The organism is Pseudomonas sp. NPDC089422 (genome assembly GCF_044749405.1).
Lineage (GTDB): Bacteria > Pseudomonadota > Gammaproteobacteria > Pseudomonadales > Pseudomonadaceae > Aquipseudomonas.
Genome location: NZ_JBIVHW010000001.1, coordinates 709,555 through 733,453, shown reverse-complemented (window position 1 = coordinate 733,453; position 23,899 = coordinate 709,555). Strand labels below are relative to the sequence as shown.

General features: G+C 64.2%; 22 protein-coding genes. 16 read left to right on the top strand and 6 right to left on the bottom strand.

Going from position 1 to position 23,899, the window contains the following annotated elements:
• Positions 1-7: 7 nt before the first annotated feature.
• The gene (locus ACIPZ8_RS03345; RefSeq protein ID WP_159410084.1) at positions 8-1,012 is read right to left on the bottom strand and encodes a bile acid:sodium symporter family protein; all 1,005 of its coding nucleotides are present in this window, start codon (positions 1,010-1,012) and stop codon (positions 8-10) included.
• A 122-nt stretch (positions 1,013-1,134) separates the two neighbouring features.
• On the opposite strand from ACIPZ8_RS03345, the gene ampC reads away from it, so the two are divergent.
• From ampC to ACIPZ8_RS03330, 3 genes are all read left to right on the top strand, one after another.
• Positions 1,135-2,271: a class C beta-lactamase gene (gene ampC, locus ACIPZ8_RS03340; RefSeq protein ID WP_400719594.1), complete on the top strand. Its 1,137-nt coding sequence runs from the start codon at positions 1,135-1,137 to the stop codon at positions 2,269-2,271.
• Between the two features lie 304 nt (positions 2,272-2,575).
• Positions 2,576-2,908 carry a hypothetical protein gene (locus ACIPZ8_RS03335; RefSeq protein ID WP_027916800.1) on the top strand — a complete coding sequence of 111 codons (333 nt, stop codon included), beginning with the start codon at positions 2,576-2,578 and terminating at the stop codon, positions 2,906-2,908.
• A gap of 87 nt (positions 2,909-2,995) precedes the next feature.
• Entirely contained in the window at positions 2,996-3,418 is a 423-nt protein-coding gene (locus ACIPZ8_RS03330; protein ID WP_400719592.1) for a group II truncated hemoglobin, read from the top strand.
• Here ACIPZ8_RS03330 and ACIPZ8_RS03325 read toward each other — a convergent pair.
• From ACIPZ8_RS03325 to ACIPZ8_RS03310, 4 genes are all read right to left on the bottom strand, one after another.
• Positions 3,409-3,711 carry a hypothetical protein gene (locus tag ACIPZ8_RS03325; RefSeq protein WP_400719590.1) on the bottom strand — a complete coding sequence of 101 codons (303 nt, stop codon included), beginning with the start codon at positions 3,709-3,711 and terminating at the stop codon, positions 3,409-3,411. The two genes, ACIPZ8_RS03330 and ACIPZ8_RS03325, sit on opposite strands and share 10 nt — an antisense overlap.
• A gap of 159 nt (positions 3,712-3,870) precedes the next feature.
• On the bottom strand, positions 3,871-4,059 hold the full coding sequence (locus tag ACIPZ8_RS03320) for a hypothetical protein (RefSeq protein WP_400719588.1): 189 nt from the start codon (positions 4,057-4,059) through the stop codon (positions 3,871-3,873).
• Between the two features lie 135 nt (positions 4,060-4,194).
• A complete protein-coding gene (locus tag ACIPZ8_RS03315; RefSeq protein ID WP_400719586.1) occupies positions 4,195-4,515 on the bottom strand; it encodes a YbjQ family protein in 321 nt (106 codons plus the stop codon).
• Between the two features lie 59 nt (positions 4,516-4,574).
• A complete protein-coding gene (locus tag ACIPZ8_RS03310) occupies positions 4,575-5,462 on the bottom strand; it encodes an EamA family transporter (RefSeq protein ID WP_400719584.1) in 888 nt (295 codons plus the stop codon).
• A gap of 234 nt (positions 5,463-5,696) precedes the next feature.
• Here ACIPZ8_RS03310 and ACIPZ8_RS03305 point away from each other — a divergent pair, with 234 nt between their 5' ends.
• The 11 genes from ACIPZ8_RS03305 (at position 5,697) to ACIPZ8_RS03255 (ending at position 19,908) form a co-directional block, all read left to right on the top strand.
• Positions 5,697-7,094 carry a purine-cytosine permease family protein gene (locus ACIPZ8_RS03305; RefSeq protein ID WP_400719582.1) on the top strand — a complete coding sequence of 466 codons (1,398 nt, stop codon included), beginning with the start codon at positions 5,697-5,699 and terminating at the stop codon, positions 7,092-7,094.
• Positions 7,095-7,568: 474 nt separating this feature from the next.
• The gene (locus ACIPZ8_RS03300; protein WP_400719580.1) at positions 7,569-9,521 is read left to right on the top strand and encodes an FAD-dependent oxidoreductase; all 1,953 of its coding nucleotides are present in this window, start codon (positions 7,569-7,571) and stop codon (positions 9,519-9,521) included.
• Between the two features lie 39 nt (positions 9,522-9,560).
• The gene (locus tag ACIPZ8_RS03295; protein WP_054887346.1) at positions 9,561-10,163 is read left to right on the top strand and encodes a helix-turn-helix domain-containing protein; all 603 of its coding nucleotides are present in this window, start codon (positions 9,561-9,563) and stop codon (positions 10,161-10,163) included.
• A 39-nt stretch (positions 10,164-10,202) separates the two neighbouring features.
• Positions 10,203-11,258 (top strand): GlxA family transcriptional regulator, encoded by a 1,056-nt coding sequence (locus ACIPZ8_RS03290; protein WP_400719578.1) that lies wholly within the window; start codon positions 10,203-10,205, stop codon positions 11,256-11,258.
• A gap of 94 nt (positions 11,259-11,352) precedes the next feature.
• Positions 11,353-12,555 carry an NAD(P)/FAD-dependent oxidoreductase gene (locus ACIPZ8_RS03285; protein ID WP_400719576.1) on the top strand — a complete coding sequence of 401 codons (1,203 nt, stop codon included), beginning with the start codon at positions 11,353-11,355 and terminating at the stop codon, positions 12,553-12,555.
• 161 nt (positions 12,556-12,716) lie between these two features.
• Positions 12,717-13,556, top strand: coding sequence for a glutathione-dependent disulfide-bond oxidoreductase (gene yghU / locus ACIPZ8_RS03280; protein WP_400719575.1), 840 nt, complete (start codon positions 12,717-12,719; stop codon positions 13,554-13,556).
• A 136-nt stretch (positions 13,557-13,692) separates the two neighbouring features.
• Positions 13,693-15,396: an amidase gene (locus ACIPZ8_RS03275; protein ID WP_400719573.1), complete on the top strand. Its 1,704-nt coding sequence runs from the start codon at positions 13,693-13,695 to the stop codon at positions 15,394-15,396.
• Positions 15,397-15,482: 86 nt separating this feature from the next.
• Positions 15,483-16,154, top strand: a complete 672-nt coding sequence (locus tag ACIPZ8_RS03270; RefSeq protein ID WP_400719571.1) for a transcriptional regulator — start codon at positions 15,483-15,485, stop codon at positions 16,152-16,154.
• On the top strand, positions 16,151-17,080 hold the full coding sequence (locus ACIPZ8_RS03265) for a pyridoxal-phosphate dependent enzyme (protein ID WP_400719570.1): 930 nt from the start codon (positions 16,151-16,153) through the stop codon (positions 17,078-17,080). The genes ACIPZ8_RS03270 and ACIPZ8_RS03265 overlap by 4 nt, the downstream gene beginning before the upstream one ends.
• A 452-nt stretch (positions 17,081-17,532) precedes the next feature.
• A complete protein-coding gene (locus tag ACIPZ8_RS03260) occupies positions 17,533-18,630 on the top strand; it encodes a carboxynorspermidine decarboxylase (RefSeq protein WP_085676983.1) in 1,098 nt (365 codons plus the stop codon).
• 33 nt (positions 18,631-18,663) lie between these two features.
• The gene (locus tag ACIPZ8_RS03255; RefSeq protein ID WP_400719568.1) at positions 18,664-19,908 is read left to right on the top strand and encodes a saccharopine dehydrogenase family protein; all 1,245 of its coding nucleotides are present in this window, start codon (positions 18,664-18,666) and stop codon (positions 19,906-19,908) included.
• 101 nt (positions 19,909-20,009) lie between these two features.
• Here the strand turns inward: ACIPZ8_RS03255 and ACIPZ8_RS03250 are convergent, their stop codons facing one another.
• On the bottom strand, positions 20,010-21,056 hold the full coding sequence (locus tag ACIPZ8_RS03250) for a class I SAM-dependent methyltransferase (protein WP_400719566.1): 1,047 nt from the start codon (positions 21,054-21,056) through the stop codon (positions 20,010-20,012).
• 536 nt (positions 21,057-21,592) lie between these two features.
• Here ACIPZ8_RS03250 and ACIPZ8_RS03245 point away from each other — a divergent pair.
• Entirely contained in the window at positions 21,593-22,921 is a 1,329-nt protein-coding gene (locus ACIPZ8_RS03245; protein ID WP_400719564.1) for a UDP-glucose dehydrogenase family protein, read from the top strand.
• Positions 22,918-23,892 (top strand): NAD-dependent epimerase, encoded by a 975-nt coding sequence (locus tag ACIPZ8_RS03240; protein ID WP_400719562.1) that lies wholly within the window; start codon positions 22,918-22,920, stop codon positions 23,890-23,892. The genes ACIPZ8_RS03245 and ACIPZ8_RS03240 overlap by 4 nt, the downstream gene beginning before the upstream one ends.
• The last annotated feature ends 7 nt before the right edge of the window (positions 23,893-23,899 follow it).

The window sequence follows — 23,899 nt, the reverse complement described above, 5'->3', positions numbered from 1 at the left end:
ACCCCTGTCAGGAAGAAGCGGTAGCCCCCTCACCCACCTGCTCGCGGCTGGCATAACGCTGCGCCAGCACCGCACACACCATCAACTGGATCTGGTGGAACAGCATCAAAGGCAGAATCATTGCACCGATGCCGCTCCCCACGAACAGTACCTGGGCCATCGGCACCCCGGTGGCCAGGCTCTTCTTGGAGCCGGCGAACAGGATGGTGATGCGATCTTCCAGACTGAAGCCCAGCACCTTGCCCAGCAAGCGCGTAGCGAACAGCACCACCGCCAGCAGGATGCCGCAGACGGCGAACAGCCCAGCCAGGTGCTGCGGCGATACGGTGTGCCACAGGCCGGTAACCACGGCCTCGCTGAACGCGGTGTACACCACCAGCAGGATCGAACCCTGGTCCACCATCTTCAGCCAGCGGGCATTTTTCTTGACCCAGGCACCGATCCAGCGGCGTGCGACCTGCCCGGCCACGAACGGCACCAGCAACTGCAGGGTGATCTTCAATACGGCGTCCAGACCCGAACCGGTATCACCACTGGCGCCCAGCAGCATCACCACCAGCAGCGGGGTCAGGAAGATCCCGATCAGGCTGGAAGCCGCCGCGCTGCAGATGGCTGCCGGCACATTGCCGCGGGCCAGCGAGGTGAAGGCGATGGCCGACTGCACCGTAGCAGGCAGCGCGCACAGGTACAGCACGCCGAGGTACAGTTCGTTGCCCACCAGCGGCACGAACAGCGGCTTGAACGCCAGGCCCAGCAGCGGGAACATCACGAAGGTGCAGGAGAACACCAGCAGGTGCAGGCGCCAATGGCCAGCACCGGCGATGATTGCCTCACGCGACAGCTTGGCGCCGTGCAGGAAGAACAGCAGGCCGATCGCCAGGTTGGTCAGCCAGCCGAAATACACCGCGCCGTCGCCCGAGCAAGGCAGCACGGTGGCGATCAGCACCACCCCGAGCAGGCACAGGGTGAAGTTGTCGAACAACATGCGCAAATACTTCATAACAGTTTCCATCTTGTCGTTGTGCAAGGCCAGACGATAAGGTCTCGGTTTTTTTCCCGCTAACGCCGGAACCCCCATCGGTGTCGCTCAACGGACACACCCACGACGCCCTCCCCCCAAAAAAGGACCTTTGCATGCCACTTGTACGCCTAGTGCCATTGTTCATCCTGTTCGGCTTAGCCTCCGCGCATGCTGCCGAGCCGTTGCAAGCCCAGGTGGACGAGGTCATCCGGCCCCTGATGAAAGAACAGGACATCGCCGGCATGGCCGTGGCGGTCTACGCCAACGGCCAGGCTCACTACTTCAGTTATGGCGTGGCCAGCAAGGCCGACGGCAGCGCGGTCACCGCCGACACCCTGTTCGAAATCGGCTCGCTGAGCAAAACCTACACCGCCACCCTCGCCGCCCTGGCCAGCGCCGAAGGCAAACTCGACCTGGAGGCCCCTGCCCGGCGCTACCAGTCCGCGCTTGCCGGCTCGCCCCTGGGCGAGGCCAGCGTGCTGGAGTTCGGCGCCTACAGCGCTGATTGCCTGCCGTTGCAGTTCCCCGATGAAGTACAGACGCCGGAGCAGACGCTGGCGTTCTTCCGCAACTGGAAGCCGCGCACCGAACATGGCACCCAGCGCTGCTACTCCAACCCGAGCCTGGGCCTGTTCGGCGACCTCGCGGCACGGGCACAACACAAGCCATTCGCTGCCGTCATGACCGAGCACCTGTTACCGCAGATGGGCCTGCAGCACACTTACCTGCAAGTGCCGCAGGCTGCACAGGCGTTGTATGCGCAGGGCTATGACGCGCAGAATCACCCGGTGCGCGTCAGCCCAGGCGCCTACGCCGACGAAGCCTACGGCATCAAGACCAGCGCCAGCGACCTGCTGCGCTATGTGCGCCTGCACATGCAACCTGGCGAATTGCCACCGACACTGCGCAAAGCCACCGCCATCACCCAGGCCGGTTACTTCAAGGTCGGCGCCATGACCCAGGGCCTGGGCTGGGAACGCTACCCTTACCCGGTCGCGCTGGAGACACTGGTCGATGGCAACAGCCCGCGCCTGATTCGTGAACCCCAGGCCACCCAGCGCCTGAAACCGGCACTCCCGGCCCTGCCCGCAGCCTGGTACAACAAGACCGGGTCCACCAGCGGTTTCGGTGCCTACGCCGCCTTCATCCCGTCCGAAGGCAAGGCGATTGTCCTGCTCGCCAACCGCAATTACCCCAACGAAGCCCGTGTGCGCGCGGCCTTCCAGATCCTTTCCAGTCTCGACCGCTGAGTCACCGCCGAGTGGATTGCCAGACAATATGACAAAAATGTAGTGCCAAAAAATATTCACTACAAAGGCATTGACGCCGCTCATCAGCCTTGTGCATGATGAAGCCGTCTCCCTGATCGGGAGCGGTGGCAAGGGTGTTCCAGACGGCTTGCGCGGTAACGCAGGCCGTCCGTGGAGAGGGAATCTGTCCAAAAGGCAGCGTGAGAAAGCCCCTGTTGCGATGCTGCTGTAGCAGCCTTGGTAGTGCGCTACAACCTGTGGCGCCAACTGTGACAATCAACAACAAATAGGTGATGGGGGCTTTATGATGAACTTGAACAACAATCCGACTATCGACCAATTGGCCCAGCTGTTCGCGGTACGCAAGGACAGCCTTGACGACCACCTGCTGTGGGTCAGCCAGACCGGCGAGGTGCGCATCGACCGCCTGCCGCCGAACACGGTCGAAGATGAATTCGAAGCGCACCTGCCCAGCATGCGCGCCCGCTTCAAGGTCTACCGCCGTGGCCAGGGCTACGTCGGCAAGAAGGCCGCCGCCGATACCGAGTTCGTCGGCCGCGTGCTGCAGACCCTGCAACAAGAATGGCCCGCCGCCCGTGAGCGGCAGGCAGTCAAGGTGATCGAACCGCTGAACTGAGGGTTCGCCACCACTTATGGAGCCCGGCCCGCATAGGCCGGGCTTTTTCATGCCTGCTAGAATGCCGGCTCGAGATTGGAGCCCAACATGACAATCCCTGCATTTGGCACTGGCGATGCTTCCTACCAGGCCGCCGGCGGCATCGACGGCCTGCGCCGACTGGTCGACGACTTCTATCGGCTGATGGACCAGGACCCGGCAGCCGCCCCGGTGCGGCAGATGCACCCGGCCGACCTCGCCGGCTCGCGCGACAAGCTGGCATGCTTTCTCAGTGGTTGGCTGGGCGGGCCACGGCTGTACGCCGAACGCTATGGCTCGATCGGTATTCCGTCATTCCATGCGCAATGGCCAATCGACGCGCAACACGCGACGATCTGGCTGACCTGCATGCGCGACGCGATTGCCTTGCAGCCCTGGGAGCCGGCGTTCGCCGACTACCTGCTGCGCCAGCTTGCGGTGCCAGCCCAGCGCATCGTCCAGGCCGCCAGCGCCCGCCACCCTCAGGCCTGAAGGCGCCGCTGCACCACCGGCAACGGCAACGCGCCGGTGGCCAGCGCCCGAGCCCGGTCCACGCCCCACACCAGCGCGCGGGTCATGGTTTCGCCGGGCCGCGCCGGGTAGTACTCCTCCAGCAACGCCCTGCCGTCCTGGCCATACAGCCCGAGGAAGAGCTGCGTGGCGCCGAGCCGCGACAAGCGCACCTGGATGTCCAGCGAAGTGCCGTCGCTGAGTACTTCGTCGTGGCAGCGGCTATGCAACTGTGCGTCGGCCCACTGCCAATAGGTCTCGTCCCTGACTCGCATGGAAGATCAATCCTCACTTTCCTGAATGCGGCGCCAGAAGACCACAACTGCGTAGCCACCGCGAGGGCTACCCGCAGTTACCATGAGCAGGATCAAGCAACATGAACAAAAACCCCGCCATCGGGCGGGGTTGTGTGAGCAGCTTCACTTTTTCGAGGCTTACTTCCTGGCTGGCACCCGTGGCGTGAAACGGCCCTTCTTGCTGCGCTGGAGATGGGCAGGTTTGAGGTTTTCCGAGTCGTCCAGGGTCATGTGGGCGAAGCCCAGATTGAACGCCGACTGACCGCAACGTACCTGGCTGTTGATCGGGAATGCATCGTTCGTGTCTTCGAAAAAGGTGTCGCTCATGCCTGTCTCCATTCCGTGGCGCCCGCGTCGGCCAGCAATGGGCTGACCTGAAAAACGCGACCTGTGCCTGTGAGACTAGCCGGTCACAAGCGGACTGCCCGGCCGAAGCCTGCAGACCCGACCAGTGGCATTTAGCTACTTCAGCCGCACGGCAGTACCGGTGGCGAACACCACGACCATGCCGCCTTGCACCGACGGCATGCTGATCTCGAAGTCCACGCCTACCACAGCGTCGGCTTGCAACTGCCGTGCCCGGGCAATGAGTTCCTCGGTGGCCTGCTCGCGGGCCTCGCGCAAGGCGCTTTCCAGGGTTTGCGAACGGCCACCGAAGACGTCGCGAAAACGTGTGAAGAAATCGCGCACGAAGTTGATGCCCTGCACCGATTCGGAGCTGACCACGCCAAGGTACTCGGCGATGGGGCGGCCTTCGAGCTGGCTGGTGGTGGAGATGATCATGTTGCGCTCCTTGGCCTTGCAAAAAAGGCCAAGTCTAACAAATGCGCCGACCGCTTCTGTTACTGCGCGCTCGCCGCCCGCAGGCGCTGGCCCAGTTTCGGCCCGAACACATTGACCAGCAGGCCGAGCATCACCAGCAACGCGCCCCAGCCCTGCACCGCCGTCAACCGTTCATCCAGCAACCACGCCGACGAACTCAGGCCGATCACCGGTACCAGCAGCGAGAACGGCGCCACCTTGCCGGCCGGGTGGCGCGACAGCAGTTTGCTCCACAGGCTGTAACCGATCATGGTGGCGACAAATGCCAGGTACGCCAGCGCCAGCACCGAGCTCCAGCCGATATTGGCCAGCGCATGGCCGATCCGCTCCGGCCCTTCCAGCCACCACGACAAGGCCAGGAACGGCAGCGGCGGAATCAACCCGCCCCAGATCACCAGCGCCACCAGGTCCACCGAGCCAAAGCGGCGGGTGATGATGTTGCCCATGCCCCACATGGCCCCGCCACACAAGGTCAGCAGCAAGGCAACCAGCGGCACATGGCCGCTGTCTTCACTGCCGATCAGCGCCAGGCCGCTGGCAGCCACCACCAGCCCCAGCACACTGGCCAGGCGCAGCCGCTCCCCCAAAAACAGCGCGGCAAAGCCGAGGGTGAAGAACGCTTGCGACTGCAGCACGAGCGAAGCCAGGCCCGGTGGCATGCCGCTGTACATGGCCTGAAAGAGGAAGGCGAACTGGCCCAGGGAGATGGTCGCGCCATACGCGATCAGCCAGCGCCACGGCAGCTTTGGCCGCTTGACCAGGAGCACCGCCGGAAACGCCACCAGCAGAAAGCGCAACGCACCCAGCAGCATCGGCGGCAAGCCATCGAGGCCGACCTTGATGACCACGAAATTGACTCCCCAGGCGACAATCACCACCAGGGCGATCAGCAGGTCCTTGAGCGGCATTGCAGCTTCCTTCTTCAGGCTTTCTAGACATATTTCGTAACAGCATACGGCCAATTTCCGGCCAGGGACCAGCACAGTTGTAGCCAACCCTTGCGCAACAGATTGTCTGTTACGGCCTGCAAGCTTCACTTGACCTTACTTGTATAGACATGCTCACATCAGGTAGAAGCCATCCGCGCAGCGTGCCGGCGATGGCCCCCTCCCTGACACAAGAACAATCAAGTGGAGCCCTCAATGTCCCGCAAATCCGTGCTCGAACGGCGCTCTATCGACTACATTCCCGAAGCCGAGCGCCATGGCAAGCTGTACAGCCAGTTCACCCTCTGGCTCGGCGCCAACCTGCAAATTACCGCCATCGTCACCGGCGCCCTGGCCGTGGTGCTCGGCGGCGACGTGTTCTGGTCGCTGATCGGCCTGCTGCTGGGCCAGTTGATCGGTGGCGCGGTCATGGCCCTGCATGCGGCCCAGGGCCCGCGCCTGGGCCTGCCGCAGATGATCTCCAGCCGCGTGCAGTTCGGTGTGTATGGCGCGGCCATCCCGATGGTGCTGGTGTGCCTGATGTACCTGGGCTTCACCGCCACCGGCACGGTGCTGTCCGGGCAGGCCATCGGCCAGTTGCTGAGCGTCAGCGACAGCACCGGCATCCTCATCTTCGCCTCGGTGATCGTGCTTGCCACCCTGGCCGGCTACCGGGTGATCCACTGGATCGGCCGGATCGCCAGCGTGCTGGGCATCATTGCCTTCGTCTACCTGTTCAGCCGCATCCTGATGCTTGCCGACATCGGCCAGCTGCTGGAAAACCGCCACTTCAGCTGGGCCACCTTCCTGCTCGCCGTGTCGCTGGCCGCCTCCTGGCAGATCGCCTTCGGCCCTTACGTGGCGGATTACTCGCGCTACCTGCCGAGCAGCACATCACCGGTGAAGACCTTCCTCGCCGCGGGCCTGGGTTCGGTCGTCGGCGCGCAGGCGTCGATGATTCTCGGCGTGTTCGCCGCGGCAATTGCCGGCGGGCAGTTCAGCGGGCGTGAAGTGGCCTACATCGTGGGCCTCGGCGGCGCCGGTACCACCGCGGCGCTGCTGTACTTCAGCATCGCCTTCGGCAAGGTGACCATCTCGACGCTGAACTCCTATGGCAGCTTCATGTGCATCGCCACCATCATCAGTGGCTTCCGTGGCCACCTGGCGATCAGCCGCGTGCAACGCCTGGTGTTCGTGCTGGTGATCGTCGGTGCTGCCACCCTGGTCGCCCTGCTCGGCCAGCACTCGTTCCTCAATGCGTTCAAGTCGTTCATCCTGTTCCTGCTGACCTTCTTCGTGCCCTGGAGCGCGGTCAACCTGGTGGACTACTACTTCATCACCAAAGAGCGCTACGACATCCCGGCCTTGGCCGACCCGGAGGGCCGCTATGGCCGCTGGAACTGGCCTGGCATCAGCGTCTACACCTTCGGCGTACTGGTGCAGATGCCTTTCATCGACACCAAGCTGTATACCGGCCCCATGGTTGCGCACCTGGGTGGTGTGGATGTGTCGTGGCTGATCGGGCTGGTGGTACCCAGCGTGCTGTATTACTGCGTGGCACGCCGACGTGCCGCCGAGGCACCCGAGCACATGATCGTGCCGCAGGCGCGCTGAGCAGGACCGGTTGGGCTGGAAGTCAGCCGATAAATGTCAGTTAAGCGAGGTAGGGCTGACAAGTGCCCGCCTTCGCCCATCTAGCGCCTGTGAAATCGAGCGCCGCCCGCGCGGCGCATCGCAGGCAAGCCTGCTCCTACATCTGTTTCGGGCCAGTCAGTCCTGTGGCAGAGGCGCGCGTACCCCTTGGTGCATGGCTCGATATTGCGTCGTACAAACAAGGGGCCGCGCGCTAATGCCTCAGGAGCAATTGGCCCGAAACAGATGTAGGAGCAGGCTTGCCTGCGATGCGCCGCGCGGGCGGCGCTCGATTTCACAGGCGCTAGATGGGCGAAGGCGGGCACTCGTCAGCCTCTACTCGACAACCATGACGCCCTAACACAGCTCCCCTTAAGTAAAAAAAATGTTTGATTTTTTACTGCAGCTACACTTTCATGAGAAAAACAAGAACAACACCGCACCGGAGCTGCCCGCATGACGACCGCCTTCGCCCACCTGTTCGAGCCCCTGCAGATCCGCGGCAAACGCCTGAAGAACCGCATCATGTCGACCGGCCACGACACCTGCCTGCCCACCGACAACCTGGTCAACGACAAGCTCATCGCCTACCAGCGCGCCCGTGCCGCGGGCGGTGTCGGCCTGATCGTGCTGCAGGTGGCCGGGGTGCATGACAGTGCCCGCTACACCTCGCACGTGCTGATGGCCACCGACGACGCCTGCATCGACGGCTACCGGCGCCTGGCCGAGGCCTGCCACGCCCACGGCACGGTGGTGCTGTCGCAACTGTTTCACCCGGGGCGGGAGATCATGGAGTCGGCGGACGGTCTGCTGGCGGTGGCCTACTCGGCCTCGTCGGTGCCCAACGAGCGCTTCCGGGTCATGCCGCGCGCGCTGGACCAGGCGATGATCGACGAGATCGTCCAGGGCTACGCCAGTGCCGCCCGGCGCCTGCACCAGGCCGGCCTGGACGGTGTCGAAGTGGTGGCCAGCCATGGCTACCTGCCGGCGCAATTTCTCAATCCGCGAGTCAACCAGCGCACCGACGGCTACAACGGCGAACTGGAGCAGCGCCTGCGCTTTCTGCGCGAAGTGCTGGCAGCGGTCAGGGCGGCCACTGACGAGCAGTTCATCGTCGGCCTGCGCATCAGCGCCGACGAGCGCGACAGCGAGGGCCTGAGCGAAGACGAATCGCTCGCCGCCGCCCAGGCCCTGCAAGACCAGGTCGACTATCTGCACATCGTCGCCGGCACCTCGGCGTCGCTGGGTGGCGCCGTGCATATCGTGCCGCCCATGGCCATCGCCCCAGCCTACCTGGCACGCGAGGCCGGCACCTTCAAGCAACACCTGGATATCCCGTTATTCGTCACCGGGCGCATCAACCAGCCGCAGGAAGCCGAACTGATCCTGGCGCGTGGCCAGGCCGACGTGTGTGGCATGACCCGCGCACTGATCTGCGACCCGCAGATGCCGGCCAAAACCGAGCGCGGCCAGGTCGAGGACGTGCGCGCGTGCATTGCCTGCAACCAGGCCTGCATCGGCCACTTCCACCGGGGGCTGCCGATCTCCTGTATCCAGCACCCGGAAACCGGTCGCGAGCTGCAGTACGAAACCCCGGCCCCCGCTACCGCGCGCAAACGCATTCTGGTGGCAGGTGGCGGCCCCGCCGGCATGAAGGCTGCGGCCGTTGCCGCAGCCCGTGGGCATGACGTCACGCTGTACGAAGCCAGTACACAACTCGGCGGCCAGATACAGCTCGCGCAATTGCTGCCCCGACGCAGCGAATTCGGCGGTGCCAGCACCAATCTGCAGCGGGAGATGGAACTGGCCGGCGTACGCGTAGTACGTAATACGCGAGTTGACCGCGCGCTGGTCGAACGTGAGCACCCCGACCTGGTCATTGCCGCCACCGGCGCCACGCCCTATTGGCCATCGTTCGAACGCAGCGGCGAGCTGCAGGTGGTGGATGCCTGGCAGGTCCTGCGCAATGAAGTCACCCTCGGCCGCTCGGTGATGGTGATCGACTGGCGCTGCGACTGGATCGGCCCCGGCATCGCCGAGCGGCTGGTCCGCGACGGTCACCAGGTGCAACTGGCGGTGAACGGCACCCACTGCGGCGAAACCCTGCCGCTTTACGTACGCGACCAGCTGGCGGGCGAGCTGCACCGCCTGGGCATCCCGATCACGCCTTATGCCCGCCTGTACGGCTGCGACGACAACACCGTCTACCTGCAACACACCGCCAGCGGCGAGCCGATGATCTTCGAAGGTATCGACACCTTGGTGCTGTGCCTCGGCCACCAACCTCAGGACACCTTGGCAGCAGAACTGGCAGGCCTGGTGGAGGTGCGACGCATCGGCGACTGCCTGGCCCCACGCACGGTCGAGGAGGCGATCCATGAAGGCCTGACAGTTGCCTGGGCGCTCTGAGCCTGTCCATACTGCGGCTTTCCCGATGGACCGAAGCGCATGAGCCAGCAACCCCAGTTCCCGCCCGCCGCTGAAGACGGCGGCAGCGCGCCGCAGTTCCTCGGTGGCCGCATCCGCGGCCTGCGCAAGCGCCGCGGCATGACCCTGGCGGAGCTGGCAGCGCACAGCGAGCTGACCGCCGGCTACATCAGCCAGCTGGAGCGCAACCTGTCGTACCCGTCGATCCCGGCGCTGTTCAACATCGCCCGCAGCCTTGGCGTGACCATCCAGTGGTTCTTCGCCAGCGAAGCCACCACCGCCCCCGAAGACCAGGGTTACGTGGTGCGGCGCAACAGCCGGCTGAGCGTGCATTACGAGGACGGCATCGTCGACCAGCTGCTCACCCCGCAGCCCAACCGCCAGCTGGAGATGCTGCACTCGCGCTTTCCGCCGGGCACCTACAGTCAGCAGAGCTACAGCCATGAAGGTGACGAAGCGGGTTATGTGCTCTCGGGCAGTTTCGAGGTGTGGGTCGGCGAACGCCACTTCCTGCTGGGCGAAGGTGACAGCTTCAGTTTCTCCAGCCAGGAGCCACACCGCTATGGCAACCCTGGCGAGGTGGACGCCGTGATCATCTGGGTGATCACCCCGCCGACATTCTGAACCCGAGGACGCCATCACCACCAGGCGACGCCCGATACAATGACCGAGCCAAACCAGCAACTCGACCCACCGCTGCTCCCCGTCGACCACCCAAGGGTGCTGGTCTTCGTCGCCTATCCGCAGATGGGCCTGCTCGACCTCAGTGGCGCGCAGACCGTGTTCTGGGCCGCGACCAAGGCCATGGCCGAGCGCGGCCTGCCAGGCTACCGGCTGCACACCGCCAGCCTGGAAGGTGGCCTGCAGCAAACGGCCGAAGGCCTGGTGGTAGCCAGCGAACGCCTGGACGATGTCATGACGCAAGCCGTCGACACGCTGATCGTGCCCGGCGCCCCCGACATCATCCGCAGCCTCCCCGATCACGGCCCGTTGATCACCTGGTTGCGCCGTGCCAGCCACCACGCCAGGCGCACCGCTTCGGTCTGCAGTGGTACCTTCCTGCTTGCCAGCGCCGGCCTGCTCGATGGCCGGCGCGCCGCCACTCACTGGGCCATGTGCGAGGTATTGCGCCGCGACTTTCCGGCCGTGGAAGTGGACCCTGAATCGATCTTCGTCCAGCAGGGCAGCGTCTGGACCTCTGCCGGCGTAAGCGCGGGTATCGACATGGCCCTGGCCCTGGTCGAACTGGACTGCGGCCGCGACGTGGCGATGCAGGTGGCGCGCGAGCTGGTAGTGTTCCTCAAGCGCCCCGGTGGCCAGGCCCAGTTCAGCGAACTGCTCAAGTCGCAGGGCCAGGACACGGGGGCGTTCGAAGCGCTGCACCTGTGGCTCAACCAACATCTGCACGATCCACGGCTCAGCGTCGAACGCCTGGCCGAACAGGCGCACATGAGCCTGCGCAACTTCACCCGGGTATACAAGCAGAAAACCGGCCGCACCCCGGCCAAAGCCATCGAGGTGTTCCGCCTCGAAGCGGCGCGGCGGCGGCTGGAGAACAGTGACGGCCACATCGAGCAGATTGCCCGCCAGTGCGGCTTCGGCAGCGAAGAGCGCATGCGCCTGGCCTTCCAGCGCCATCTGGCGGTGACCCCTCGCGACTACCGGGCGCGCTTTGCCCGCACGGTACCTCTGGCCGAAATTCAGGGTTCTCTGGCCTAGGGTGCGACACCGGGTCACTCGTAACATCGTTGACCGCAATGACGGTCTACCTTGTCTACCAGTCTTTCCTCATGGACTACCCAGGAGCACAACGATGAAGAATATCCTGATCATTGGCGCCGGCTTTGCAGGCCTGTGGAGCGCCCTTAGCGCCATCCGCCAACTGGACCTGCACGGGCGCCGGGATGTCCAGGTGACACTGCTCGCCCCCCAGGCTGAATTGCATGTGCGCCCGCGCTTCTACGAACCCGAAGTGCACACCATGGCCGCTCCGCTGCAGGAACTGTTCGATGCGGTGAACGTGCGCTTCGTCCACGGCAAGGCCTTCCATGTCGATGAAGCCGAGCATCGCGTACGCTACCGCACGTCATCCGGCACCGAATGCAACCTGCCCTACGACCGCCTGATCATGGCCTGCGGCAGCGTGCTCAATCGCCCGGACATGGTGGGTATCGAACACGTCTTCGATGTCGACAGGATCGACAGCGCCGCGCGCCTCGAAACCCACCTCAAGTCCCTGGTCGACCTGCCCGAGAGCCCGGCACGCAACACCGTGGTGGTGGTCGGCGGCGGCTTCACCGGCATCGAGACCGCGACGGAACTGCCGACGCGCCTGCGCGCCATTCTCGGCGAGGACGCCAGGCTGCGGGTGGTGGTGGTCGACCGCGGAGCGAAGATCGGCGCCGCGCTGGGTGACGGCATCCGCCCGGCCATCGAACAGGCCTCCGAGGCGCTGGGCATCGAGTGGATCTGCGGCACCACTGTCGCCTCGGTCGACCGCGACGGGGTGCTGCTGGACAACGGCCAGCGCATCGACGCCGCTACGGTTATCTGGACCGTGGGCTTCAAGGCCAACCCGCTGACCGAACAGATCAGCGGCGAGCGCGACCGCCAAGGCCGCCTGCATGTCGACGGCAACCTCAAGGTCAAGGGCAATGACGCGGTCTACGCGGCCGGGGATGTCGCCTACGCCGCCTGCGACAACCAGGGCAACTTCGCGGTGATGTCGTGCCAGCATGCCATTCCGTTGGGCCGCTATGCCGGCAACAACGCGGCGGCCGAACTGATCGGCGTGGCGCCGATGACCTATAGCCAGCCCAAGTACGTGACCTGCCTCGACCTTGGCGCCTGGGGCGCGGTGTATACCGAGGGCTGGGAGCGCACCGTGTCGCCACCGACCGACAAGGCCGAGGCCAAGCAGCTGAAAGCGCAGATCAACTCGATCTGGATCTATCCACCGACGGCGGACCGTACAGCGGCCCTGGCGGCGGCGGACCCGACCATTCCTGTGGCCTGACCCAGCGCATTCGCGGGCACGCCCCGCGAATGCCCCCGCCGCTTCGCCATGCAGCCCACGCTCGCGCCCGATGCATTTGCGCTTTTCTCCGAACCCGTGGCATAGATGCAGGTCCACGTCTTTACGTGGTCGCTTTCGCGCCTACCAAGGAGAACCTGTGCATGAGCAAGCCCACTTACGTCCCGCCCAAGGTCTGGCGCAACGATGCCGCGTCTGGCGGCCAGTTCGCCAGCATCAACCGGCCGATTGCCGGGCCGACCCATGACAAGGAGCTGCCGGTCGGCAAGCACCCGCTGCAGCTTTACTCCCTGGCCACACCCAACGGCGTCAAGGTCACCATCCTTCTGGAAGAACTGCTCGCCCTGGGCCACAGCGGCGCCGAATACGATGCCTGGCTGATCCGCATCGGTGATGGCGACCAGTTCTCCAGTGGTTTCGTCGAGGTCAACCCCAACTCGAAGATCCCCGCCCTGCTCGACCGCAGCGTCGAGCCACCTGTGCGGGTGTTCGAGTCTGGTTCGATCCTGCTGCACCTGGCGGAAAAGTTCGGCGCCTTCCTGCCCAAAAACCCGGCTGCACGCACCGAAAGCCTGAACTGGCTGTTCTGGCAGATGGGTTCCGCGCCCTACCTGGGCGGCGGCTTCGGCCACTTCTACGTGTATGCGCCGGAAAAGTTCGAGTACGCCATCAACCGCTTCACCATGGAAGCCAAGCGCCAACTCGACGTGCTGGAGCGCCGCCTGGCAGTCAGCCGCTACCTCGGCGGCGACGAATACAGCATCGCCGATATCGCCGTGTGGCCCTGGTACGGCCAGCTGGTGCGCGGCAACCTGTATGGCGCAGCCGAATTCCTGGCAGTGGACGAGTACCCGCATGTGCAGCGCTGGGCCGAGGCCATTGCCCAGCGCCCGGCCGTGCAGCGCGGCACCCGGGTCAACCGCACCTGGGGCGATGAAGCCAGCCAGGTACCTGAGCGGCACTCGGCGGCCGACCTGGATTGAGGCTGACGGGGCCGCTGTGCGGCCCCGACAATGCCCCGTTGCAAAAAACCATTTCTCCCGCGCAAACCTCCCAGCCCTGATCCCTTCTTGTACACTCCTCGCACTAGCCCCAACCTGCACAAATTTTGGTGAAAGCATGATCGAGGTAACCGAGGTTTCCATTGCCGAGCTGCGCGACGCACTCGAAACGGGCCGCACGACGGCGGTCGAGCTGGTCAAGGCCTACCTGGCGCGCATCGACGCCTACGATGGAGCCGACACCGCTACCGCGCTGAACGCCGTGGTCGTACGCAACCCCGAAGCGCTCAAGGAAGCCGAGGCCTCCGACGCCCGTCGCGCCAAGGGCCAGGCCCTGAGCCCGCTGGACGGCATTCCCTACACCGCCAAGGACAGCTACCTGGTCAAAGGCCTGACTGCCGCCTCCGGCAGCCCGGCATTCAAGGATCTGGTCGCCCAGCGCGACGCCTTCACCATCGAGCGCCTGCGCGCCGCCGGTGCCGTGTGCCTGGGCAAGACCAACATGCCACCGATGGCCAATGGCGGCATGCAGCGTGGCGTCTACGGCCGCGCCGAAAGCCCGTACAACGCCCAGTACCTGACCGCACCGTTCGCCTCCGGCTCGTCGAACGGCGCCGGTACCGCCACCGCCGCCAGCTTCAGTGCCTTCGGCCTGGCCGAGGAGACCTGGTCGAGCGGCCGCGGCCCGGCTTCGAACAACGGCCTGTGCGCCTACACCCCCTCGCGCGGGGTGATCTCGGTACGGGGCAACTGGCCGCTGACCCCGACCATGGACGTGGTGGTGCCTTACGCCCGGACCATGGCCGACCTGCTGGAAATCCTCGACGTGGTAGTTGCCGACGATGCCGACAAGCGCGGTGACCTGTGGCGCCTGCAACCTTGGGTACCGATCCCGGCCGCCTCTTCTGTTCGCCCGGCTTGCTACCTGGACCTGGCCGTCGATGCCAGTTCGCTCAAGGGCAAGCGTTTTGGCGTACCACGCATGTACATCAATGCCGACGCCGAAGCCGGCACCTCCGAGAAGCCTGGTATCGGCGGCCCGACCGGCCAGCGCATCATCACCCGCGACAGTGTCATCGCCCTCTGGCAACAGGCTCGCCAGGCACTGGAGGCAGCCGGTGCCGAAGTGCTGGAAGTCGACTTCCCGCTGGTGTCCAACTGCGAAGGCGACCGCCCGGGCGCGCCAACCGTCTACAACCGTGACATCGTCAGCAAGGAATTCCTGCACGACGAACTGTGGGAACTGTCGGGCTGGGCCTTCGACGACTTCCTGCGCGCCAACGATGACCCCAAGCTCAACCGCCTGGCCGATGTCGACGGCCCGCAGATCTTCCCGCACGACCCGGGCACCCTGCCCAACCGCGAGGACGACCTGGCCGCCGGCATGGACGAATACGTCAACATGGCCAAGCGCGGCCTGAAGACCTGGGACCAGATCGAAACCCTGCCCGATGGCCTGCGCGGGCTGGAGAAGACCCGCAAGATGGACCTCGAGGACTGGATGGACGCGCAGGGCCTGGACGCCGTGCTGTTCCCGACTGTGGCCGATGTGGGCCCGGCCGATGCCGACGTCAACCCGGCTTCGGCCGACATCGCCTGGAGCAACGGTATCTGGGTGGCCAACGGTAACCTGGCCATCCGCCACCTGGGCGTGCCGACCGTGACCGTGCCGATGGGCGTGATGGCCGATATCGGCATGCCGGTGGGGCTGACCTTTGCCGGCAAGGCTTACAGCGACAATGCGCTGCTGAGCTTCGCGGCCGCCTTCGAAGCGACCGGCTCGCGGCGGATGATTCCACCGCGTACGCCAGCCTTGAGTTAAGGCTTAAACGGGCCTGGAAAAAGCAAATCGCAAAATTCAACGAAATGTGTATAAATACACAATAAGTTGAATTTTGTGATTCTCCCATGCTCCCAGCCGAAGAACGCCAGCTCACCCTCACCGTCCTCAAGGCCGCCCTCCAGGCCCTGGGCAGCGTTGCCGCACGCAACATGGAAATCCTCCTGCACGACCTTGATCACCCGGAACACTCCGTGGTGGCAATCGTCAACGGCCATCTCTCCGGCCGCGTGGTCGGCAGCCCGATCCTCGCCGCCCCGGAGCAGGACCAGGGCTTCAAGGCCCTGATGCAGGCCAGCGCCGATCAGCAAGGCGCTGCCCCCGTGGTACTGCCCGACTACCCCACCACCCTCAAGGGCCGCACCCTGCGCAGTGCCACGGCGATCTTCCGCGACAGCAGCGGCCACCCGTTCGCCAGCCTCTGCGTCAACACCGACGTCACCGGCCTCGACGCCGCCATGAGTTTCCTCCAGCAGCTGCAACCCCTCGGCGCATCCCCCGCCGAGGCCAGCGAGCCCGCCGACATGGCCATCCTGATGAGTGAGATCATCGACGACTCGCTGCAGCGCACCGGCCACGGCCGGATGAACAAACAGGCCAAGGTCGAGGCCGTGCGCGTCATGCAGGAACGTGGCCTGTTCATCGTCAAGGGCGGGGTGGAGAAAGCGGCCGCCGCCCTGGGGGTGACCCGCTACACCGTTTACAACTACCTGGAACAACTGCGAGGAGCCAACCCATGACCCTGCACATCGAGACACCGCTGATCGAATCCCGCCCGCTGTCGCTGGTTGCAGGCCGTTCAGTCTGGCTCAAGCTCGACGCCCTGCAGCCCTGCGGCTCGTTCAAGCTGCGCGGGGTCGGCCATGCCTGCGAGGTGCACCACGCCCGTGGCGCGCGCCATTTCGTCTCCTCGTCGGGCGGCAATGCCGGGCTGGCAGTGGCCTATGCCGGGCGCAAGCTGGGGGTGCCGGTGACCGTGGTGGTGCCGCAGACCACCACCGAACGGGCCAAAGAGCTACTGCGTCTCGAAGACGCCAAGGTGGTGGTGCATGGCAGCTCGTGGCAAGAGGCCAACGAACTGGCATTGACCCTGGTCGGCGAAGGCGATGCTTTCATCCACCCGTTCGACGACCCGCTGCTGTGGGCCGGGCATGCCAGCCTGGTCGACGAAGTGGCGGCAAGCGGGCTCAAGCCGGATGCCGTGGTGCTGTCGGTGGGTGGCGGCGGACTGCTCAGTGGCGTGGTCGAAGGCTTGCAGCGCCATGGCTGGGGCGATGTGCCGGTGCTGGCGGTGGAAACCACCGGGGCCGCTTCGCTGCATGCGGCCATTGAGGCCGGGCACACGGTGGAACTCCCACGCATTGCCTCGGTGGCCAGCTCGCTGGGCGCCAAGCGCGTGGCGGAACAGGCGCTGGCCTGTACCCGGCAGCATCCCGTGTACAGCCACCTGGTCAGTGATCGGGCAGCGCTGGAGGCCTGCGCGCGGTTCCTGCTGGACCATCGGGTACTGGTGGAGCCGGCGTGTGGGGCGGCGTTGGCGGTGGCTTATGAACCTGGTGCGCTGGCGGGTTACCAGAATGTGCTGGTGGTGGTTTGTGGCGGCGCCACTGCCACGCTGGAACAGATTCAGGCCTGGCTGAAGCAAGTCGATCAAGCGGCGCAATGAACCGCGACATGGCTGACAGGTGTTCGCCGGGAGGTGCTCAGCGCCTGTGAGATCGGGCGCCGCCCGCGCGGCGCATCGCAGGCAAGCCTGCTCCTACATCTGTTTCGGGCCAGTAAAGCTTGTGCCATTGGCGCGCGCACCCTTTGGCGCGCGGCTCGAGATCGCGTCTTACAAACAGGGGGCCGCGCGCTGATGCCTCAGAAATGATTGGCCCGAAACAGATGTAGGAGCAGGCTTGCCTGCGATGCGCCGCGCGGGCGGCGCTCGATCTCACAGGCGCCGAAAATGCCATGGCGTACACTTGCCATCTGTCAGCCTGTCATCAGGATGTTGATTTCCCCCTGTATTACTGGCCCCACACAGACGAAATACACCATCCGCCCTTTCGATCTGCGGCGAGTGAAGGCACAATGCGGGTCTTTTTTTTGGCCGGCCTGGCCGGGGGCCTTTAAATGATCAAGACGCCGTACTACCTCATCGACAAAACCAAGCTCCTGAGCAACATGGAGAAGATCGCCTACGTGCGTGAAAACTCCGGTGCCAAGGCGCTGCTCGCCCTCAAGTGCTTCGCCACCTGGTCGGTGTTCGACCTGATGCAGCAGTACATGGATGGCACCACCTCGTCGTCGCTGTTCGAGCTCAAGCTCGGCCGCCAGAAGTTCGCTGGCGAAACCCACGCCTACAGCGTGGCCTGGGCCGATGACGAGATCGAGGAAATGCTCGAGAACTGCGACAAGATCATCTTCAACTCGATCGGCCAGCTGCAGCGCTTCGCCGAACAGTCCGAAGGCAAGGTCCGCGGCCTGCGCGTCAACCCGCAGGTGAGCAGCTCCGACTACCTGCTGGCCGACCCGGCCCGCCCGTTCAGCCGCCTCGGCGAGTGGGACCCGGCAAAGATCGAACAGGTGATCGAGCAGATCTCCGGCTTCATGTTCCACAACAACTGCGAGAACGGTGACTTCGGCCTGTTCGACAAGATGCTGTCGCACATCGAAGAACGCTTCGGCCACCTGCTGCACAAGGTCGAGTGGGTCAGCCTGGGTGGCGGTATCCACTTCACCGGCGAAGGCTATGCGCTGGACGCCTTCTGCGCGCGCTTGAAAGCCTTCTCCGAGAAGTACGGCGTGCAGGTCTACCTGGAGCCGGGCGAAGCCGCCATCACCAACAGCGCCTCGCTGGAAGTGACCGTGCTCGACACCCTCTACAACGGCAAGCACCTGGCCGTGGTCGACAGCTCGATCGAAGCGCACCTGCTCGATCTGCTGATCTACCGCCTCAACGCCAAGATGGCCCCCAACGACGGCGAGCACACCTACATGGTCTGCGGCAAGTCGTGCCTGGCCGGTGACATCTTCGGCGAGTACCAATTCGATCGCCCGCTGGCCATTGGTGACCGCCTGTCGTTCATCGACACCGCCGGCTATACCATGGTCAAGAAAAACTGGTTCAACGGCCTGAAGATGCCATCGATCGTGGTCAAGCAGCTCGACGGCAGCGTCGAGGTGGTCCGCGATTTCGGCTTTGAAGACTACGTTTCCAGCCTGTCGTAAGACCGGCTATCCAAGTAAGGAGCAAAAGGTAAATTGAAGAAGAACGTTCTTATCATTGGTGCAGGAGGTGTCGCCAAGGTGGTGGCCCACAAGTGCGCGCAGCATAACGACGAACTGGGTCGTATCGCTATCGCGTCACGGAACATCTCCAAATGCCAGGCCATCATCGACAGCGTCAAGGCCAAGGGTAGCCTCAAGGTACCCGCCGACATCCAGGCCTTCTCGCTCAACGCCCTCGATGTCGAGGCGACCAAGGCACTGATCCGCGAGACCGAATCGCAGATCGTGATCAACGTCGGTTCCGCCTTCCTCAACATGTCGGTGCTGCGTGCCTGCATCGATACCGGTGTCGCCTACCTGGACACCGCCATCCACGAAGAGCCGGGCAAGATCTGCGAGACCCCGCCGTGGTACGGCAACTACGAGTGGAAACACCTCGAAGAGTGCCAACAAAAGAACATTACCGCCATTCTCGGCGTCGGTTTCGACCCGGGTGTGGTGAACAGCTACGCAAAACTTGCGCAGCAGCAATACTTCGACAGCATTGATTCGATCGACATTCTCGACGTCAATGCCGGTTCGCACGGCAAGTACTTTGCCACCAACTTTGACCCGGAAATCAACTTCCGCGAGTTTACCGGTCAAGTGTGGAGCTGGCAGAACAGCGAGTGGACCAGCAACACCATGTTCGAAGTCAAGCGTACCGACGACCTGCCAGTGGTAGGTTCGCAGAACCTGTACCTGACGGGCCACGACGAAGTTCATTCGATCTCGAAGAACCTCAATGTACCGAACGTGCGTTTCTGGATGAGCTTCGGCGAGCACTACATCAATGTGTTCACCGTGCTGAAAAACCTCGGCCTGCTCTCCGAGCAACCGGTGAAGACCGCCGAAGGCCTGGAAGTGGTACCGCTGAAAGTGGTCAAGGCCGTGCTGCCTGACCCGGCCTCGCTGGCCCCGGGCTACACCGGCAAGACCTGCATCGGTGACCTGGTCAAGGGCACCAAGAACGGCCAGCCGCGTGAAGTGTTCATCTACAACGTGGCCGACCACGAAGAAGCCTACGCCGAGACCGACAGCCAGGGCATTTCCTATACCGCCGGTGTACCACCGGTGGCTGCGGCCCTGCTGGTCGCCCGTGGCGAGTGGGATGCCAAGCGCATGGTCAACGTCGAGGAGCTGCCAGCCGAGCCGTTCCTCAAGGCGCTGGACGTGATGGGCCTGCCGACCCGCGTGAAAGATGAAAATGGCGATCGTCCGTGGGACGCTGAAGCCTAAGCAGTAAACCAGAAGGGGCGCCAACAGGGCGCCCCTTCTGCTTTTGCAGGCCCGGCCTCTTCGCGGGTTTACCCGCGAAGAGGCCGGCGCAGATATACCCCCTATTTCCTGGCCTCCAGGATCAAGTTGAACGGCGTCTGCGTCGCCCGTCTGAACCGTGTGAACCCCGCCTCCTCGAACACCGCCCGCAAGCGTGCCTCCCCGGCCTGCGCACCCAACCCCAGCCCCACTTCCTGGGACAGCGAATTGGGCGTGCAGATGAACGTCGACGCCGCATAGAACAACCGCCCGACCGGCGTCAGGTTGCCCTCCAGCGAATCCTCGGCATAAGGCTCCACCAGCATCACCGTGCCGTCCGCCTTCAGCGCCCGGTAGGCATGCTTCGCGGCGCCCACGGGGTCGCCCATGTCATGCAGGCAATCGAAGAAGCACACCAGGTCGTGGTCATGCCCCGGGTAGTCCTTGGCCGATGCCTGCTGGAAGCTCACACGCTGCGCCAGCCCGGCCTCGCGCGCACGCTCGCTGGCCGTGGCAATGGAGGGGGCGTGATAGTCGTAGCCGGTGAAGCTGGACGCTGGAAACGCCTGCGCCAGGACCAGGGTCGAAGCGCCATGGCCACAACCGACATCCGCCACCTTGGCGCCGGCCTGCAGCTTGGCCACCACGCCTTCAAGCGCCGGTAACCAGTCCGCCACCAGAAAGGTGCGATAACCAGGCCTGAAGAAGCGTTCGGTGCCACTGAACATGCACGGGTGGTGGTCACCCCAGGCCAGCCCGCCGTCGCCGCGCATGGCCGCCACCAGCTTGTCCTTGTCATGGAACAGTGCCGCGATGACCGCCGCGCCGCCAGCCATGTAGGCCGGCGAGTCTTCCAGGGCCAGGGCCATGGCCTGCTCTTCAGGCAGTACGAAAGTGCCCTTGTCATGCACCATGTAGCCAGAGGCCGCCTGGGCGTTGAGCCACTCGCGCACCAGCCGCGGGTGGCAGCCGGTCTTTGCCGCCAGTGCCTCGGGGCTGGTCGGCAGGCTGTCGGCCATGGCCCGGTACAGCCCGAGTTCATCGCCGAGGATCACATTGGCCAGCGTCGCCGCAGCGCCCATGTCACCGACCAGCTTGCCCATGAATTCGTGAAGCCTTGCCTCGTCCATGACCTGCCCTCCTCTGCAAGAAGGCCACCGTCGACGATCAAGTCCGGTTCGAGGGGAGCGGTGGTCAGTGGGATGAATCAATGTGTATCCGTTATGAGTTTAGCCCCTCGGAACCACCACCACTTGAAGCAACTTATCGGCATGCACCGTCATACAACTGACATCTCTTAGTGCAACTTGTCCTAAAAAACCCCTGCCATATTCTGGCACTTCGCAAGTAGCTGGCTATGCTCAGGCCTTGTGCCGACCCTTCCCGGGTTTCGAACACGCCACGTTCATTCGGTTGTAAACCTTCTCAACTTCCAGGCCTGCGCCAGGCGCTCTTCTGTGCGCTGAGAAGTTGAGTTTGCCTTTCATTTGCAAAGCAAACGTGTGCATGGGCAAGTGGCCTTCAGATCCGGGCTCAAGTAACAAAATTTAAACAAAAATGTGACATTTTTTTTCAGCTTTTTCGCCAAGGATCTCTGCGGCCAAATCCCCGGCACCTGCGCAAGCAGGGGGTACTGCCCGTACAGGTTCACACCATGGAGCTTTGAATGAAGGTTACGGTTTTCGGTACCGGCTATGTCGGCCTTACCCAGGCAGTATGCCTGGCCCAGGTCGGGCACTCGGTGCTATGCATGGATATCAACGCCGAGCGGGTGGCGGCGCTCAGCGAGGGGCATTGCCCGATCTTCGAGCCCGGCCTTGCGCCCCTGCTGGAGAAAAACCTGGCCTGCGGCCGCCTGCATTTCACCACCGACGCCGCAGAGGCTGCGCAGTACGCCAGATTGCAGTTCATCGCCGTCGGCACCCCGCCACAAGCCGATGGCAGCGCCGACATGCGCTATGTGTTCGCCGTGATCGACAGCATTCTCGAACATGCCGACGGCCCCAAGGTCATCGTCAACAAGTCCACCTCGCCGGTCGGCACGGTAGACCGCATCAAGGCGCGAATCAGCCAGGCAGTGGCCGATGCTGAACGCTACCAGGTGATCAGCAACCCCGAATTCCTCAAGGAAGGCTCGGCAGTGGAAGACTGCATGCGCCCGGACCGCATCATCATCGGCGGTGCCGCACCCGCCGAGGTCGAGCTGCTACGCGAGCTGTACCAGCCGTTCAGCCGCAATCACGAAAAAGTCATGGTCATGGACGCACGCAGTGCCGAGCTGACCAAGTACGCCGCCAACTGCATGCTGGCGACCAAGATTTCCTTCATCAATGAAATGGCCAACCTGGCCGAGCACCTGGGCGCCGACATCGAAATGGTTCGCCGCGGCATCGGCTCGGACCCGCGCATCGGCTACGACTTCATCTACCCCGGCTGCGGCTTCGGCGGCTCGTGCTTCCCCAAGGACCTGCAGGCGCTGCGCAGAACAGCCGAGGCCGAAGGCCTCGACCCGCAACTGCTGGGCGCGGTGGAGGCGGTCAACCAGCGGCAGAAGAGCCGGCTGTTCAGCAAGATCCAGCGCCACTACCCCGGCGGCCTGCACGGCAAGGTCTTCGCCTTGTGGGGGCTATCGTTCAAACCCAACACCGATGACATCCGCGAAGCCTCCAGCCTGGTGCTGCTCGAAGCACTATGGGCCGCTGGCGCCAGCGTGCAGGCCCACGACCCGCAAGCCATGCAGGAGATCCAGCGGCACTATGGCACTCGCCCCGACCTGAAGCTGGTGCCGTGCAAGGACGATGCGCTGGAAGGTGCCGATGCCCTGGTGATCGTCACCGAGTGGCAGGACTACCGCGTGCTGAACCTGGACAAGGTCCCACGGCAACTGGCTGACCGCGTGGTGTTCGACGGCCGCAACCTGTTCGAACCCGAGCACATGGCCGCCGCCGGCCTCACGTATTACGGCATTGGCCGTGGCCAGGTGAAACAACCATGACCGTACTGATCACCGGCGCGGCCGGATTCATCGGTTTCCACGTGGCCCGCCACCTGTGCGAAGCGGGCATCGAAGTGGTGGGCATCGACAACCTCAACGCCTATTACAGCGTCGAGCTCAAACTGGCGCGCCTGCAACAGTTGCTGGCCTACCCCAATTTCCGCTTCCAGACGGTCGACATCTCCAACGCCGCCGACATGCAGCAACTGTTCGCCGGGCAGCCGTTCAGCGAAGTGATCCACCTGGCGGCGCAGGCCGGTGTGCGCTACTCGCTGGACAATCCTGCGGTCTATGGGCAGTCCAACCTGACCGGTTTTCTCAACCTCCTCGAAGCCTGCCGCCAGCACCCACCGCGTCACCTGATCTATGCCTCCAGCAGTTCGGTGTACGGCGCCAATACCAAGCAGCCGTTCAGCATCGATGACCCGGTCGAGCAGCCGATTTCGCTGTATGCCGCGAGCAAGCGCGCCAACGAACTGATGGCGCACAGCTATGCGCACCTGTACCAGCTGCCGATCACCGGCCTGCGCTTCTTCACCGTCTATGGCCCGTGGGGCCGCCCCGACATGGCGCTGTTCAAGTTCACCCGGGCGATGCTCGACGGCCAGCCGATCGAGATCTACAACCACGGCCAGATGGCGCGCGACTTCACCTACATCGACGACATCGTCGAAAGCATCCTGCGCCTGCGCCAGAAGCCGCCACGGCCTGAAGCCGGGCAACCGCCCTGCCAGCTGTTCAACATCGGCCGCGGCCAGCCGGTGCGCCTGCTGGCGTTCGTCGAGTGCCTGGAGAACGCGCTGGGCATCAAGGCCCGGCGCGAGTACCTGCCCTTGCAGGCGGGCGACGTGCTGGAAACCTGGGCGGATGTGGACTCACTGACGCGCTGGATCGACTTTTCGCCGAGCACCCCGCTGGAGCACGGCGTCGCCGCTTTCGTTGGCTGGTACCGGGACTTCTACCGGGTTTGACCACGCA

Coding starts and splice junctions, on each gene's coding strand:
- ACIPZ8_RS03305 (WP_400719582.1), top strand. CDS start 5,697: ATGTCCCGCAAATCCGTGCTCGAACGGCGCTCTATCGACTACATTCCC.
- ACIPZ8_RS03265 (WP_400719570.1), top strand. CDS start 16,151: ATGACCCTGCACATCGAGACACCGCTGATCGAATCCCGCCCGCTGTCG.
- ACIPZ8_RS03240 (WP_400719562.1), top strand. CDS start 22,918: ATGACCGTACTGATCACCGGCGCGGCCGGATTCATCGGTTTCCACGTG.
- ACIPZ8_RS03260 (WP_085676983.1), top strand. CDS start 17,533: ATGATCAAGACGCCGTACTACCTCATCGACAAAACCAAGCTCCTGAGC.
- ACIPZ8_RS03330 (WP_400719592.1), top strand. CDS start 2,996: ATGACAATCCCTGCATTTGGCACTGGCGATGCTTCCTACCAGGCCGCC.
- ACIPZ8_RS03310 (WP_400719584.1), bottom strand. CDS start 5,462: ATGCCGCTCAAGGACCTGCTGATCGCCCTGGTGGTGATTGTCGCCTGG.
- ACIPZ8_RS03345 (WP_159410084.1), bottom strand. CDS start 1,012: ATGGAAACTGTTATGAAGTATTTGCGCATGTTGTTCGACAACTTCACC.
- ACIPZ8_RS03250 (WP_400719566.1), bottom strand. CDS start 21,056: ATGGACGAGGCAAGGCTTCACGAATTCATGGGCAAGCTGGTCGGTGAC.
- ACIPZ8_RS03325 (WP_400719590.1), bottom strand. CDS start 3,711: ATGCGAGTCAGGGACGAGACCTATTGGCAGTGGGCCGACGCACAGTTG.
- ACIPZ8_RS03300 (WP_400719580.1), top strand. CDS start 7,569: ATGACGACCGCCTTCGCCCACCTGTTCGAGCCCCTGCAGATCCGCGGC.
- ACIPZ8_RS03315 (WP_400719586.1), bottom strand. CDS start 4,515: ATGATCATCTCCACCACCAGCCAGCTCGAAGGCCGCCCCATCGCCGAG.
- ACIPZ8_RS03270 (WP_400719571.1), top strand. CDS start 15,483: ATGCTCCCAGCCGAAGAACGCCAGCTCACCCTCACCGTCCTCAAGGCC.
- ACIPZ8_RS03285 (WP_400719576.1), top strand. CDS start 11,353: ATGAAGAATATCCTGATCATTGGCGCCGGCTTTGCAGGCCTGTGGAGC.
- ACIPZ8_RS03295 (WP_054887346.1), top strand. CDS start 9,561: ATGAGCCAGCAACCCCAGTTCCCGCCCGCCGCTGAAGACGGCGGCAGC.
- ACIPZ8_RS03290 (WP_400719578.1), top strand. CDS start 10,203: ATGACCGAGCCAAACCAGCAACTCGACCCACCGCTGCTCCCCGTCGAC.
- ACIPZ8_RS03320 (WP_400719588.1), bottom strand. CDS start 4,059: ATGAGCGACACCTTTTTCGAAGACACGAACGATGCATTCCCGATCAAC.
- yghU (WP_400719575.1), top strand. CDS start 12,717: ATGAGCAAGCCCACTTACGTCCCGCCCAAGGTCTGGCGCAACGATGCC.
- ampC (WP_400719594.1), top strand. CDS start 1,135: ATGCCACTTGTACGCCTAGTGCCATTGTTCATCCTGTTCGGCTTAGCC.
- ACIPZ8_RS03275 (WP_400719573.1), top strand. CDS start 13,693: ATGATCGAGGTAACCGAGGTTTCCATTGCCGAGCTGCGCGACGCACTC.
- ACIPZ8_RS03245 (WP_400719564.1), top strand. CDS start 21,593: ATGAAGGTTACGGTTTTCGGTACCGGCTATGTCGGCCTTACCCAGGCA.
- ACIPZ8_RS03335 (WP_027916800.1), top strand. CDS start 2,576: ATGATGAACTTGAACAACAATCCGACTATCGACCAATTGGCCCAGCTG.